The organism is Pantoea sp. M_10 (assembly GCF_008631515.1).
Classification (GTDB): domain Bacteria; phylum Pseudomonadota; class Gammaproteobacteria; order Enterobacterales; family Enterobacteriaceae; genus Pantoea; species Pantoea anthophila.
In genome coordinates this window covers 49557-63381 of record NZ_VWUL01000008.1, presented here as the reverse complement: position 1 = coordinate 63381, position 13825 = coordinate 49557, and the positions used below count along the sequence as shown (strand labels likewise).

15 protein-coding genes are annotated in these 13825 nt (G+C 63.9%); 1 reads left to right on the top strand and 14 read right to left on the bottom strand.

Annotation, left to right across the window (positions count from 1 at the left end):
* The first annotated feature begins 22 nt into the window (after positions 1 to 22).
* Positions 23 to 2626: an ATP-binding protein gene (locus tag F3I47_RS18820; RefSeq protein ID WP_150029789.1), complete on the top strand. Its 2604-nt coding sequence runs from the start codon at positions 23 to 25 to the stop codon at positions 2624 to 2626.
* Here F3I47_RS18820 and phnE (F3I47_RS18815) read toward each other — a convergent pair.
* The 14 genes from phnE (F3I47_RS18815) to phnF form a co-directional block, all read right to left on the bottom strand.
* Positions 2580 to 3464, bottom strand: a complete 885-nt coding sequence (gene phnE / locus F3I47_RS18815) for a phosphonate ABC transporter, permease protein PhnE (protein WP_150029788.1) — start codon at positions 3462 to 3464, stop codon at positions 2580 to 2582. The two genes, F3I47_RS18820 and phnE (F3I47_RS18815), sit on opposite strands and share 47 nt — an antisense overlap.
* The gene (gene phnE / locus F3I47_RS18810; RefSeq protein WP_046102120.1) at positions 3461 to 4321 is read right to left on the bottom strand and encodes a phosphonate ABC transporter, permease protein PhnE; all 861 of its coding nucleotides are present in this window, start codon (positions 4319 to 4321) and stop codon (positions 3461 to 3463) included. Before phnE (F3I47_RS18810) ends, phnE (F3I47_RS18815) begins: the two co-directional genes overlap by 4 nt.
* Before the next feature lie 80 nt (positions 4322 to 4401).
* Positions 4402 to 5328 (bottom strand): phosphonate ABC transporter substrate-binding protein, encoded by a 927-nt coding sequence (phnD, locus tag F3I47_RS18805; protein ID WP_150029787.1) that lies wholly within the window; start codon positions 5326 to 5328, stop codon positions 4402 to 4404.
* A gap of 26 nt (positions 5329 to 5354) precedes the next feature.
* Positions 5355 to 6185, bottom strand: coding sequence for a phosphonate ABC transporter ATP-binding protein (phnC, locus tag F3I47_RS18800; protein ID WP_009089482.1), 831 nt, complete (start codon positions 6183 to 6185; stop codon positions 5355 to 5357).
* A gap of 79 nt (positions 6186 to 6264) precedes the next feature.
* Positions 6265 to 7035 carry a phosphonate metabolism protein PhnP gene (phnP, locus tag F3I47_RS18795; protein ID WP_046102121.1) on the bottom strand — a complete coding sequence of 257 codons (771 nt, stop codon included), beginning with the start codon at positions 7033 to 7035 and terminating at the stop codon, positions 6265 to 6267.
* Positions 7032 to 7568, bottom strand: coding sequence for a ribose 1,5-bisphosphokinase (gene phnN, locus F3I47_RS18790; protein ID WP_150029786.1), 537 nt, complete (start codon positions 7566 to 7568; stop codon positions 7032 to 7034). Before phnN ends, phnP begins: the two co-directional genes overlap by 4 nt.
* Positions 7568 to 8704, bottom strand: coding sequence for an alpha-D-ribose 1-methylphosphonate 5-triphosphate diphosphatase (phnM, locus tag F3I47_RS18785; RefSeq protein WP_150029785.1), 1137 nt, complete (start codon positions 8702 to 8704; stop codon positions 7568 to 7570). Before phnM ends, phnN begins: the two co-directional genes overlap by 1 nt.
* On the bottom strand, positions 8701 to 9414 hold the full coding sequence (gene phnL, locus F3I47_RS18780) for a phosphonate C-P lyase system protein PhnL (RefSeq protein ID WP_058957654.1): 714 nt from the start codon (positions 9412 to 9414) through the stop codon (positions 8701 to 8703). Before phnL ends, phnM begins: the two co-directional genes overlap by 4 nt.
* Positions 9415 to 10176, bottom strand: coding sequence for a phosphonate C-P lyase system protein PhnK (phnK, locus tag F3I47_RS18775; protein WP_058957653.1), 762 nt, complete (start codon positions 10174 to 10176; stop codon positions 9415 to 9417).
* Positions 10166 to 11014, bottom strand: a complete 849-nt coding sequence (locus tag F3I47_RS18770; RefSeq protein WP_009089470.1) for an alpha-D-ribose 1-methylphosphonate 5-phosphate C-P-lyase PhnJ — start codon at positions 11012 to 11014, stop codon at positions 10166 to 10168. Before F3I47_RS18770 ends, phnK begins: the two co-directional genes overlap by 11 nt.
* On the bottom strand, positions 11007 to 12083 hold the full coding sequence (locus tag F3I47_RS18765) for a carbon-phosphorus lyase complex subunit PhnI (RefSeq protein ID WP_150029784.1): 1077 nt from the start codon (positions 12081 to 12083) through the stop codon (positions 11007 to 11009). Before F3I47_RS18765 ends, F3I47_RS18770 begins: the two co-directional genes overlap by 8 nt.
* A complete protein-coding gene (gene phnH / locus F3I47_RS18760) occupies positions 12083 to 12658 on the bottom strand; it encodes a phosphonate C-P lyase system protein PhnH (RefSeq protein WP_009089466.1) in 576 nt (191 codons plus the stop codon). The genes F3I47_RS18765 and phnH overlap by 1 nt, the downstream gene beginning before the upstream one ends.
* Positions 12658 to 13104, bottom strand: a complete 447-nt coding sequence (gene phnG / locus F3I47_RS18755) for a phosphonate C-P lyase system protein PhnG (RefSeq protein ID WP_111208189.1) — start codon at positions 13102 to 13104, stop codon at positions 12658 to 12660. The genes phnH and phnG overlap by 1 nt, the downstream gene beginning before the upstream one ends.
* The gene (phnF, locus tag F3I47_RS18750; RefSeq protein ID WP_009089462.1) at positions 13104 to 13817 is read right to left on the bottom strand and encodes a phosphonate metabolism transcriptional regulator PhnF; all 714 of its coding nucleotides are present in this window, start codon (positions 13815 to 13817) and stop codon (positions 13104 to 13106) included. The genes phnG and phnF overlap by 1 nt, the downstream gene beginning before the upstream one ends.
* Positions 13818 to 13825: the final 8 nt, after the last annotated feature.

Genomic DNA, 13825 nt, shown 5'->3' with positions numbered 1-13825 from the left:
GCCGTGATAAAGAGGGGGTGGGATGCAGCGCACCTATCCGTGGCAGGCTGGCGCGCGGGGCCGCCTGTTGATGTTCAATCTGCTGGTGGTCGCCGTGACGCTGATGGTCAGCGTGGTGGCGATCGTCGGTTTTCGCCATGCCGGTACGATTCAGGAGCAGGCACAGGCGCAGACGCTGGCGGACATGAACGGCAGTCTGGCGCTGGCGCGTGATACCGCCAATGTGGCGACAGCAGCCGTGCGGCTGTCGCAGGTGGTGGGCGCGCTGGAATATCAGAGCGAATCACAGCGGCTTCAGCAGAATCAGCAGGCGCTGCAGCAGTCGCTGAGCCTGCTCGCCAGCGCCCCGCTGGCCGCACGTCAGCCGGAGCGCATCGCCCGTATCCGCGCCCGCAGCCTGGAGCTGGAGCAGACGATTAACCGCCTGCTGCTCACCGGCCATCAGCGCCACCTGCAGCGCAATAACATGCTGAGCGACCTGTGGCAGTCGCAGATTCTGCTCGGCCACATCAGTCAGCGGCTGCAGCAGGAACCGCAGCGCGCGCCGGATAGCGCCCTGCGCGAGCAGACTGAGCGGCTGCTCAGCATCGCCATCCGTACGCCCTCACCGATTGCGGTGATTGAGCAACTGCAGCAGGTGATGACGCAGTGGCGCAGCGTGCCGCTGACGGGCGTCACCGGCGAGAACATTGCGCGACTGCTGGCGACCCAGCAGCGCCTGCTGCCGCTGGCGGAGGCGCTGGAACACAGCGATCTGGCGATCGCCTACGCCACCTACCGGATTAAGGCGCTGGTGGCGATGCTGAATGAGGATATCAGTGCCTCGGTGCAGCAGGTGGCGTTGCAGAGCGAAGCGCGAACCCTGGCGACCCACCGCGAGCTGGACTCCATCATCGGCTTTATCGCCCTTTTCGTGCTGCTGGCGCTGGCGATCACCGGCTATGCCGGGATCTACATCTACCGCAATTTGGGGTCGAGCCTGACGGCGATTGCCGCCGCCATGACGCGGCTGGCACAGGGTGAGCAGAACGTCAGCGTGCCGGGGTTGCAGCGCCGCGACGAACTGGGCGAACTGGCGCGGGCCTTCAACGTCTTTGCCCGCAATACCGCCTCGCTGGCGCACACCTCACGCCTGCTGAAAGAGAAGAGCAGCCAGCTGGAGTCCACCTTTCTGGCGATGCGCGACGGCTTTGCCCTGTTTGACCATCAGGGTCAGCTGGTGGTGTGGAACGCGCAGTATGCCGAACTGCTCGGCATCGCGCCGCGGGAGCTCCATCGCGGCGTCCACTATCAGCAGCTGCTCGCTCCGCTGGCGGGGGATCTGCACGATCCCGGCGAACCGCAGGAGATCCGGCTGGCCGATGGCCGGACGCTGGAGCTGCGCTTCAGCCCGATCCCCCGGCGCGGCATGGTGAACACCGTCCTTGATCGCACCTCGCGCAAAACGCTGGAGGAGGCCCTGCAGCACAGCCAGAAGATGAAGGCGGTGGGCCAGCTGACCGGCGGCCTGGCGCACGACTTCAACAATCTGCTGGCGGTGATTATCGGCAGCCTGGCGCTGACCGAAGGGCAGCTGATGCCCGGCCCGCTCGCCAGCCGGATTGAGCGGGCGCGCCAGGCTGCCGACCGCGCCGCCCAGCTGACCCAGCGTCTGCTGGCCTTTTCTCGTAAGCAGGCGCTGTTTCCGCGCGCAGTGTCGGTGGTCACGCTGGTGGACAACCTGCAGGGATTATTACAGCACTCGCTGCTGCCCGGACAGCAGCTGATTATCGATGCGCAGCATCCCGGCTGGCCCGCATGGATCGATGCCAGTCAGCTGGAGAATGCGCTGATGAACCTGGTGGTTAATGCCCGCGATGCGATGCAGCAGCAAAGCGGTGAAATCCGGCTGCGCATCTGGAATCAGCGGCGGATCGAGGGGAGTGAAAAACGTGACCGGGTCACAATTGAGGTGACCGACACGGGCTGCGGCATGTCGGCGGAGGTGCGTGAACAGGTTTTCGAGCCCTTTTTTACCACCAAAGCCACCGGCAGCGGCAGCGGGCTGGGCCTGTCAATGGTCTACGGTTTTGTCCGGCAGTCGGGCGGTCAGATCGAGCTGGAAACCGCGCCGGGCCAGGGCACCACGGTGCGCCTTCTGCTGCCGCGCGCGCAGGAGGCGGTCGCCGCAGCGGTCGCGCCGCCTCCCCCGCCAGCGCTGCCAGCGGTGGCCAGCAACCGGCTGGTGCTGGTGCTGGATGATGAACCGGCGGTGCGGCAGACCCTGTGCGAACATCTGCACCAGCTGGGTTATCTGACGCTGGAGTGTGGCGACGGCGAAGCGGCGCTGGCGCTGCTGCGCCAGACACCCGATATCGACCTGCTGATCAGCGACCTGATGCTGCCCGGCGAGATCAACGGGGCGGAGGTGGTGCGACAGGCGCAGCAGAACTGGCCGCATCTCGCCACGCTGTTAATCAGCGGTCAGGATCTGCGCCACCAGCCGGTCACGCTGCCGCTGTGTGAGCGGCTGGGCAAACCCTGGCAGCAGGCGCAGCTGGTGCAGGCGTTACAGCGCGCCTGGCAGCGCAGCGAGCGGCTTAATCGCGCGCAGCAGGCTGCCACAGCGGCACCGGCTTCCCGGTGATATAGCGTTTGCGCAGGCGACTGGAGATGATATCCATGACCATCACCACCCCGACCAGTATCAGCGTCAGGAACATCACCACATCCCAGTTCCAGAGCCGCATATTCTCGGCGTAGACCAGGCCTACCCCGCCCGCGCCGACAAAGCCGAGCACCGCCGCAGAGCGGGTGTTGGACTCGATCTGATAGAGGCTCAGCGCCAGAAACTGCGGAAAGGACTGAGTGAAAATGCCGAAACGGTGTTTCTGCAGGCTGTTAGCGCCCACCGCCCCCAGCCCGCGGCCCGGTGAACGTTCGACCGCCTCATGCCCTTCGGCGTAGAGTTTGCCGAGCAGGCCGACATCCTGCAGGATAATCGCCAGCACTCCGGCCAGCGGCCCCATGCCCACCGCACGAACGAAAATCAGCCCCCAGATCGCCATGTCGATGCCGCGCAGCAGGTCGAACAGCCGCCGCATCAGAAACGCCAGCGGCTTCGCAGCGCGATCGTGCATCACGTTGCGCGCCGCCAGGAACGACAGCGGCAGCGCAATCAGCGAGGCGGTCAGCGTACCGGCAAACACGATCCCCAGGGTGATCCCGACCTGCGACAGATAGTAGCTGAAGGGCCAGTTCATGAAGTCATGCCAGACAAACATCCGCAGAAAGTAGCGCCCCAGCTGCTGGCAGCCCGCCAGCAGGCGCGATCCCTCCAGCCCGAACACCGAAAAGAAATAGAGGTAGTAGAGCAGGAGTGCCAGCGCCATCAGCGCCAGACGCCGCAGATAGCGCGGCTGCGCGGCAAACAGCTCGCGATGCTGCTGCTTCAGCTGCGCGATGGCGGGAACGGAACGGATCATGCGCGCTCTCCTGTGACACGGCGACGCAGCTGACCGGACAGCGTATCCAGCAGCGACACCACAATCAGAATCAGCAGCAGGGTGATGCTGACCTGGTCGTAGCGGTCGAGTTTGATATTGGTCATCAGCTCCTGGCCGATGCCGCCCGCCCCCACCAGCCCGAGGATGGTGGAGGATCGGAAGTTAATCTCCAGCCGCATAAAGCTGTAGGAGAGAAAGGCGGGTTTCACCTGCGGCCAGAAGGCAAAGCGCATCCGCTGCAGTTTACTGGCTCCGCAGGCGGCCAGGCCGCGCACCGGCTTATCCGACGCGGACTCAATCGCCTCATAAAAGAGCTTGGTCAGGCTGCCCACCGTGTGCAGCGCCAGCGCCAGGAAGCCGGGTATCGCCCCGATACCAAACGCCATGACAAACATCACCGCCCACGCCAGTTCCGGCATGGTGCGCAGAAAGGCGACAAAGGCGCGAATCGCCATCCGCACGCTGACCGGCGTCTGCGTATTGTCGGCGGCGAAAAAGGCGAGCACTGCCGCCAGCCCCACCGCCAGCAGCGTCGCCGCCAGTGCCAGCTGCAGGGTTTCCCAGATCAGCGGCAGCTGGATCGGGAGACGGTAGCCCCAGTAGGCCAGTGAGCCTTCTGTTTTGCCGTCGGCAAACAGCAGCGGCAGATGCAGCACCGGCAGGATCTCATGCAGGTAGTCAAAGAAGTGCGGCAGCGACTGCCAGACGGTGAGCAGATTAAATTCTGCCACCCTGCCCGCCGCCAGATAGAGCGTGACCAGCAGCAGTGACCAGATAAGCGTGTCACGTTTTTGCTGACGGCGGATGCGCTGGTAATAGTGTTCGAAGTCGGTCAAGGGGGATCTCCGGCGTGAAAGCAGCGGGACGCTGACCGCGTCCCGCTCTCCCCGCGAGGCGGGGAAGTCAGGAAGGTTCGTCAGCCGCGGCTGCCTTTCATCAGGTCGCGCTTCATATCGATAATGCTCTGATAGTCGGCAACGGTGGCCGGGCCGATATGCTGCTTGCCGCCCACCGCTTTCACGAAGCAGTCGTGATCGTCTTTATCCAGCTTTTTAATCGCCGCCACCACTTTCGCTTTAAAGTCGGCAGGCAGTTTGTTGCTGACCAGCACCGGACCGTTGGGGATCAGCGGCGACTGCCAGATGATGCGGATCTGCTTCATCAGGTCGGGGTGATCCATCCGGATCAGGCGACCAAACGCGCCCGAGGTGTAGCCGCTGTTATAGTCCCCCACCAGCGAGGTCCAGGTGACCGCGCCGTCAAACTGGTTGTTCAGCACACCCAGAATGTCCTGCTCATGGCCGCCGGAGAAGATGACGCTGGAGAAGGTGTTGTTATATTTGTCATCCACCGAGCCGCCGAACATCTTCTTAAACGCCTGATTCGGCATCAGGAAGCCGGAGGTCGAGTCCGGATCGGCCATGCCGAACGATTTCCCCTTCAGGTCTTCCAGCTTTTTGTAGGGACTGTCCGCTTTGACGATCACCACTGAGTGGTAGCCGCGGGAGCTGTCTTTGTCATCCACCACGATGCCGACCACCTCCACCGCTTTCGGGTCCTGCAGGTAGACCGAGGCGAAAGAGGCGGGTGACATGCTCAGCACCATATCGATTTTGCCGCCCAGCAGTCCCTGAATCACGCCCGAATAGTCAGAGGCGTTGCGCATCTGAGTATCCACACCCAGCTCTTTATCAAAGAAGGTCTTCACGCACTGATTATCACCAATCTGCTGGGTGGCGTTCTGACCGCCCAGAATCCCCAGATTCAGCTGTTTTGGCGCATCCGCTGCGCTGACACCCGACGCCATAACGCCGATCAGTAGTGCTAAAGAAGTCAGTTTCATTCGGAGTTGTTCTCTTGCTGTGGAAGTTAATGGATCTGGTTAAGTTCATCGCCGTACAGCTGCTGCAGCAGGCTGTCAGTCAGTCGGGAAGGATGGCCGTCAAACAGCACCACGCCGCGCTGGATGCCAATCACCCGGGTGCAGTAGCGTTTCACCAGCTCAATGGAGTGCAGGTTGACCATCACGCTGATGCCCTGCTCGCTGACCTGACGCAGCACATCCATGATGCGCGTCGTGTTTTTCGGATCGAGTGACGCCACCGGCTCATCGGCCAGCAGGATTCTGGGGTTCTGCATCAGCGCCCGGCAGATCGCCACCCGCTGCATCTGTCCGCCGGAGAGATTCTCTGCCCGCTGCAGCGCCTGCGGCAGCATGTTCATCCACTGCAGCAGTTCGATAGCGTGCGCCCGGTCGTGGTCGGAGAAGATTTTAAAAAAGGACTTCAGCGTGCTGGTCTGGCTCAGGCGGCCCAGCAGCACATTGGTCAGCACGTCGAGGCGCGGCACCAGGCAGAAATCCTGAAAGATCATGCCGCACTGACTGCGCCATTCCCGCATCTGGCGGCTGTTGAGGGTGACCACGTTACGCTCGGCTTCCCCTTTATGCAGGCTGATAATCGCCCCCGCCGTCGCGCTGATGGTGCCGTTAAGCATATGCAGCAGCGTCGATTTCCCGGCGCCGGAGCGGCCGATCACCGCCACCAGCTCACCGGCATGGAGATCGAAACTGACCCGATCCAGCACCGGCGTATCACCGTAGGTTTTGCTCAATCCCTGCACCGACAACACTTTTTGTCCGCTGAAACTGACCGGGGGCCGATCGTGGTCGACCACCGTTTTCAGAAGTGCCTGTGCCATGCTGTTCTCCGTCATCTCTGATTGCGTTCTGCCGGTTATTAAGGCGTGGCACGATGAAAGCGGGATGACAGTCAGATGATCAAACTGTGACAGGCCAGGGCGCGCCACACAGCAGCGTCTGGCCGTCACGCGCAGCCTGCACCCCCTCCGGCAGCGGATTTTCCGCCAGCCAGTTATCCATCTCATGACTGAGATGGGTCAGCCAGCTCTGGCGCGGCCGGAGCAGCGCCACAATGGCCAGGGCCTGGGTGACATCGTTGTGGTTGCGCGGCCTGGCAGACGGCGGGTCGTTGCAGTCGATCACCAGCTGATCCAGCGGCTGACCACGCAGAAAGTCGGCGGTGTCGGGGGGCAGCCCGCAGGTGTCACACAGCCAGGCGAGCCGGTGACCGTGCCAGTCGAACAGATAGCCGTGCGTCAGCTTCGAGTGCTGAAGCGGCAGCGGCGTCACCTGCAGTTCACCAAAGGCGTGTGCCACAAACGGGGTTAAGGCGGGACGAAAGTCGAGCAGGCCGGGATGTTTATAGAGATCGTCACAGCCGCGCGGGTCGGGCGGCCCCCAGACCGGAATCGGTGCCCCCCGCCCCCAGCGCAGCGCAAACAGTCCCTGCACATGGTCCATGTGGTAGTGGGTGAGCAGAATACGCGTCAGCGATCCGGGCGGAAAGCGCGACGCCAGCAGTGGCAGGCCGGCATCCAGCAGGATGCGCTCGCGCCCGGTCTCAATCAGCGCACTGCATGGCGCACGGGCGTAATCGCTATGGCGCTGCGCCCGCTGGCAGGCACGGCAGTCGCAGCCCGGCAGCGGCGCGGCGGTCACCCCACCGGTGCCGAGAAAAGTGAGTTTCATTGCGCCGTCTCCACTATCTGACGCAGCTGCCGGACGGTCTCTGCCAGCGCGCCATCGTTGTTAAGGATCAGGCAGCCATCGGGCTGCGGCTGGGCGGCACGCGCCAGTCGCCGGGCGATTGCCGCCTCATCTTCCCGTCCGCGCAGGCGCAGGCGCGCCGCCAGCACCGCTGGCGTGACCTGCAGGCAGACCGGCAGCAGCTGCGGACCGAAGCGGGCCTGCGCCTGCGCCAGATGCAGCCGCGAGCCGTTGACCACCACGTTCTGTCCGCGCAGCAGCCACTGCTCTGTCTCACAGCCAATGCCATAGCTGAAACCGTGCGCCTGCCAGCTCACCGCGAACAGCCCCAGCGCCGCGCGGCGGGCGAACTCCGCCTCGGTCAGCGCCACGTGGTTTTCACCGCCCGCATCCGCTGCGCGGGTGATATAGCGATGGGCAATCAGCAGGCGCGGCGGCGGTGCCGCCCGCAGCGCATCCAGCAGGCTATCCTTGCCTGAGCCGGAGGGACCGGTGAGCCAGATTAGCCGCGCCATCAGTAGACCTGCCGGCCTTTGCTCCAGACGTGGCGCACATGCGGGTAGCCATGTGCGGTGTGCGCCAGCACCAGATCGGCGCGACACCCTTCGGCTATCACCCCGCGATCCTCAAGCCCCAGCGCGCGGGCCGGATTGCAGGTGACCAGCGCAATCGCCTGCGCCGTGCCGAACGTGTTGCGCTCATCCTCAGCCAGCCGGAACGCCGCATCCAGCAGGCTGGCCGGGTAGTAATCGGATGAGAGAATGTTCAGCAGGCCGTGAGACGCCAGCTCCCAGGCGGCGACGTTGCCGGAGTGCGAGCCGCCGCGCACGATGTTGGGCGCCCCCATCAGCACCTGCATGTTGCGATAGCGCGAGGCGCGTGCCGCCTCCAGGGTGGTGGGAAATTCGGCGATGCGGCTGCCCGCCGCGTGGGACTCCTCCACATGCGCGGCGGTGGCATCATCGTGGCTGGCAATGGCGATGCCATGTTCCCGGCAGAGTCCGGCGATCGCCTGACGATTGGGCTGCGACCAGGCCGCCGCCAGCGTGAGCTGCTCGTGCTCAAACTGATCCATCTCCGCGTCATTCAGCTGGTATTTGCCCTGGTAATATTCGCGATATTTTGTCAGCGACGCATACTGCCGCTGCCCCGGCGAATGATCCATCAGCGAGACCAGCGCCAGTTCCGGCGTGCCCATCAGCGCCTCAAACAGCGGCGCGGTGGTCGGGTGCGGCAGTTCACAGCGCAGATGCAGCAGATGCTCGGCGCGATTCAGCCCTTTGCGGTTGCTGTCGCGGATGGCGTCGATCATCCTGCTGAGATTCTCCAGCCGGTGACCGCCGTCGCGCACATCGCCGACGCCAATGGCGTCCAGCACGGTGGTAATGCCGCTGGAGACCATCAGCGCATCGTGGCTGCTCATCGCCGAATGCGCAGGCCAGTCCACTTTGGGTCGCGGGGTGAAAAACTTGTCGAGGTTGTCGGTGTGCAGCTCCACCAGCCCCGGCAGCAGCCAGGCCCCCTCGCCGTCCAGCGCGCCCGGCTGCTGGCTGCGGGTTTCGCTGAAGCTGCTGATACGCTCATCGCGGAACTCCAGCGACCCGCTGATGACCTCATTTTCCAGCACCAGTCTGACATTGTTGATGATCATGCCTGCGCTCCTGTCTCAATGGGGTGCATCAGATGCAGCCGATCGGCCACCTGCTCGCGCACCGCCCGATCGTGAAAAATGCCAACAATGGCGGCACCCCGGGCGCGCGCCTCTTCAATCAGACTCACCACCGCCGCGCTGTTGACGCTGTCGAGGGAGGCGGTGGGTTCATCCAGCAGCAGCACCGGATAGTCAGCGATAAAGCCGCGCGCAATGTTCACCCGCTGCTGCTCTCCGCCGGAGAAGGTGGACGGTGCCAGCGACCAGAGGCGCTGCGGCACGTTGAGCCGGCTCAGCAGTTCGGCGGCGCGCGCCTCGCAGAACCGGCGGTCGACGCCGCGCTCCAGCAGTGGCTGCATCACAATCTCCAGCGTTGGCACGCGCGGGATGACCCGCAGAAACTGACTCACCCAGCCCAGCGTGTCGCGGCGCAGCGCGATAATCTGCCGCGCCGGGGCCTGCGCCATATCGACCCATTCCCCCTGGTGCGCGACCCGGATATAGCCGCTGTCGGGCTGATAGTTACCGTAGAGCGTGCGCAACAGGGTCGATTTGCCGCTGCCCGAGTGACCGTGCAGCACCACGCATTCGCCCTCGCCCACCGTCAGGCTGGCGTTGTGCAGCACCGGCAGCGCCGCGCCGTTCTGGTTGTGCAGCACAAAGGTTTTACACAGGTTTCCTACCTGCAGACGCGGATTGATAGTCGTCATTTAATTGAGCACCGAAGAGACCAGCAGTTGTGTGTAAGGATGATGAGGATCGTCAAGCACCCGGTCGGTCAGACCGCTCTCCACCACCCGCCCCTGTTTCATCACCAGCAGACGATGTGCCAGCAGGCGCGCCACGCCGAGATCGTGGGTGACGATCACCACCGCCAGGTTCAGCTCCCGCACCAGGGTGCGCAGCAGATCCAGCAGGCGTGCCTGCACCGAGACATCCAGCCCGCCGGTCGGCTCATCCATAAACAGCAGCTGTGGCTGCGTCACCAGGTTGCGGGCGATCTGCAGACGCTGCTGCATGCCGCCGGAAAAGGTGGTGGGCAGATCGTCGATGCGGCCGGGGTCAATCTCCACCGCCTGCAGCCAGCGGCTCGCCGTTGCGCGGATGTCGCCATAGTGCCGCGCGCCGGTCGCCATCAGCCGTTCGCCGATGTTGCCGCCCGCGCTGACCTGCGGACGCAGGCCGTCCATCGGATGCTGATGCACCACGCCCCACTCGGTGCGCAGCAGGTGACGGCGCTCGCTTTCACTCATCTGCCAGAGGTTGCGCCCCTGATAGAGAAGCGTGCCCTGCTGCGGTGCGAGGCGTGCCGAGAGGCTGTGCAGGAGCGTGGTTTTACCGGAGCCGGACTCGCCGACGATGCCCAGCACCTCGCCGGGATAGAGATCAAAGCTGACCTGCTCAAACCCTTTGCCCGGCGCATAAAGATGGGTGAGCTGGCTGACCGCAAGCAGCGGCTGTTCACTGTGCATGTTGCTGTTCCTGCTGCTGGTGGCAAAAGTCGGTGTCGGAGCAGACAAACATCCGTGTGCCCTGATCGTCCATCACCACCTCATCGAGATAGCTGTGGCGCGAGCCGCACAGCGCGCAGGGTTCATCCCACTGCTGCACGGTAAACGGGTGATCGTCGAAATCGAGGCTTTCGACGCGGGTATAAGGCGGCAGCGCGTAGATGCGCTTTTCACGCCCGGCACCAAACAGCTGCAGCGCGGGCATCATGTCCATTTTCGGGTTGTCGAATTTGGGGATGGGTGACGGGTCCATCACATAGCGCCCGTTGACCCTGACCGGGTACGCATAAGTCGTGGCGATATGGCCATAGCGGGCGATATCTTCATAGAGTTTCACCTGCATGATGCCGTACTCCTCCAGCGCATGCAGGAGGCGGGTTTCGGTTTCGCGCGGTTCGATAAAACGCAGCGGCTCCGGGATCGGCACCTGGAAAATCAGGATCTGATCCTCCTCCAGCGGCGTTTCCGGGATGCGGTGACGCGTCTGGATCAGCGTGGCATCGCTGGTGCGTTCGGTGGTGGCCGCACCGCTGACCCGCTGAAAGAAGTGGCGGATCGACACCGCATTGGTGGTGTCATCAGCCCCCTGGTCGATAACCTTAAGCACATCCTGATCGCCAATCACACTGGCGGTGATCTGGATGCCGCCGGTGCCCCAGCCGTAAGGCATCGGCATCTCGCGCCCGGCAAACGGCACCTGATAGCCGGGGATCGCCACCGCTTTCAGGATAGCGCGACGAATAGTGCGTTTTGTCTGCTCATCGAGATAACCGTTGTTGTAACCCGTGAGTTCAGCCATGGTTGCGCTCCTGATAGTCATCCTGCAGCTGTTTGAGCAGCGCCAGCTCCGCCTGGAAATCGACGTAGTGCGGCAGCTTGAGATGGGAGACGAAGCCTGCCGCTTCCACGTTGTCGGCGTGCGACAGCACAAACTCCTCATCCTGCGCCGGGCTGGTGACGCGCTCCTGCTGTTCGCGGCTTTGCAGCGCCCGGTCCATCAGCGCCATCGCCATCGCCTTGCGTTCCGCCCGGCCAAACACCAGCCCGTAACCCCGGGTAAAGTGCGGCGCGGCGTCTTCGCGGTGGGCCACGCCGTTGACCATCTCACACTCGGTCAGCAGCACTTCCCCAATCTCCAGTTCAAAGCCCAGCTCTTCGGGACAGATGCTGACGCTGACATAGCCGGTGCGGATCTCCCCGGCGAACGGGTGGGTGCGCCCATAGCCCCGCTGCGTCGAGTAGCCGAGCGCCAGCAGAAAGCCTTCGTCGCCGCGCACCAGCTGTTGCAGCCGTGCCGCGCGCGAGGCGGGAAACGCCATCGGTTCGCGGGTGATATCGGTCGGCTCACTGCCGTCATCCTCCTCTGCGGCCGCCAGCCCTTCGCGGCTCATCATGCTGAACATGTGCGGGCAGCTTTCCGCGACCGGCCGATCATCCCGCGGCGCGGCAGGCGTTTCGCCATTGGCCAGCAGCGTGAAGTCGAGCAGACGGTGGCTGTAGTCAGAGGTAGGGCCGAGCACCTGGCCGCCCGGCAGATCTTTATAGACCGCCGAAATGCGGCGTTCGATACGCATTGTCCCGGTCGCCAGCGGGCGACTCTCCGCCAGCCGTGGCAGCGTGGTGCGATAGGCGCGCAGCAGAAAAATTGCCTCGACCAGGTCGCCGCTGGCCTGCTTAATCGCCAGCGCCGCCAGTTCCGGATCGTAAATCCCCCCTTCGGTCATCACCCGATCCACCGCCAGACCCAGCTGCTGCGCCACCTGATCGCAGCCGAGTTCAGCCACGGCCCGATCGCCACGGCGCAGATCGGCCTGCAGCTGGTGGGCATGCGTAATCGCTTTTTCGCCCCCTTTTACCGCGACATACATCAGCACACCTCCACAACGGTGGTACGCGGCACGGCCATGATCGCTTCGCCGCAGGTGAAGATGAGATCCACGCCCTGCGGAAACGGATGCGGCCGGGTGCGCAGATAGTCCAGCACGCTCTCCGGCAGCTGCGGCGCAATGGCGCGGGTTTCGCGCAGGCCGGGGCCGGAGAGTCGCAGCGTCAGACCGCCATTCAGCGAGGGCACTTCGATAATCAGCGTGGTGCTTTTTTCCGGTGACAGGTTATCCCCCGCCGCAAACGCCGTCGGGTCGGGCTGCGCCGCCGCATGGCTCAGGGCAAAAGGCGCATCCTGCCGGGTGGTGATCGGCGCGCCGGTATGGAAGCGCAGATTGTTGCGCAGCTGTTCGTTGTCGATTTTCGCATCCAGCCAGACCGGACTCTCCTGATCGACCAGCGTCAGCAGCAGCGCCGTGGCCGCCGGAGAGAGCGCACCCCAGCCCTGCTGCAGCGGCAGCGAGACCATCACGCCCGGCTCACTCATCGCCTTCAGGATGCGGCGAAAGGCGCGCTGTGCGTCCGCAACAGGGTGGTTAAAACTTGCCAGTAAAGTCATCAGTTATCTCCGCGAACCAGCGTAAAGAAATCCACTTTGCTGCTGGCGATTTCGCGCGCGCGCAGCTGTCGCTGCTCTTCACGCCACGCCGCCAGCGGGGTAATAATCTTCTCTTCCAGCAGCGGTCGGGTTTCCGGCTGCTGCAACAGTGCATCCAGCAGGGCGCAGCGCTCGGCGTGCGCTTTGTCGCGTCCTAACAGGTAGCTGTATCCCAGGGTGCCGTCGCTCAGCTGCACCACGGCGCGGGTCACCGTGGCATCACCCATCACAAAGCGTTTCCCGGTGGCCCCCATTCGCGCCTGCAGCCGCGTCATGCCGATTTCGGCCGGGCGGATCAGGGTAAACTCGGGGTGAAGATTCAGCGCCTGCCAGTGCGCTTCAAGCCGCGCGGCGTTGCTGTGTGCCAGCACCGACAGCCAGCGCTGGCGATCCGTTTGCTGTTCCATCAGTGCTCCAGAGTCAGTTCGATCATGTCACCGCGGGTCAGGCTGACGGAGTATTCTGCCAGCGCACCATCTGCGGTTTTGTTCAGGGTCCGCACACAGAGCAGCGGCGCATGGAGTGCGATATCCAGCTGACGGCACTCCTTCGCCTGCGCCCGGCGGGTGCTGATGCGGGTCTGGGTGCGCACCAGCTGTTTGCCGGTGTGCTCCACCAGAAAGTCGTGCAGCGAGCCGCTGTTAAAGCGCTGAAGCTGCGGCCACCAGCTGAGGTCGGCGAGGAAGTGGTTAATCAGGCAGAGCGGCACGCCGTTGGCGCGGCGCAGGGTGCGCAGATGAATAACGTTGTCGCCCTCTTTCACGCCCAGCGCACTGGCCACGTCACTGCTGGCCGGACGCAGCACCGCCAGCAGCCGTTCGCTGGTCGGGTGACTTCCCTGCTCCAGCAGGTTCTGACTGAAGCGCGCCTGGGCATGCAGCGGATAGTCATACGGGCGCATCAGCACCAGGATGCCCACGCCGTGACGGCGTTGCAGCAGCCCTTTCTGCACCAGCTCATCGACGGCCCGGCGTAGCGTGTGGCGATTCACTTCGTAGTGGTCGGCCAGCTGTTGTTCGGAAGGCAGATAGTCGCCGCAGCGGTAACGCTCTTTCAGCGCCTGCTCCAGCTGCGCGGCAACCGCCTGGTAGACAGTGGTCGGATGTCTGGATAACTCCATCACGATGA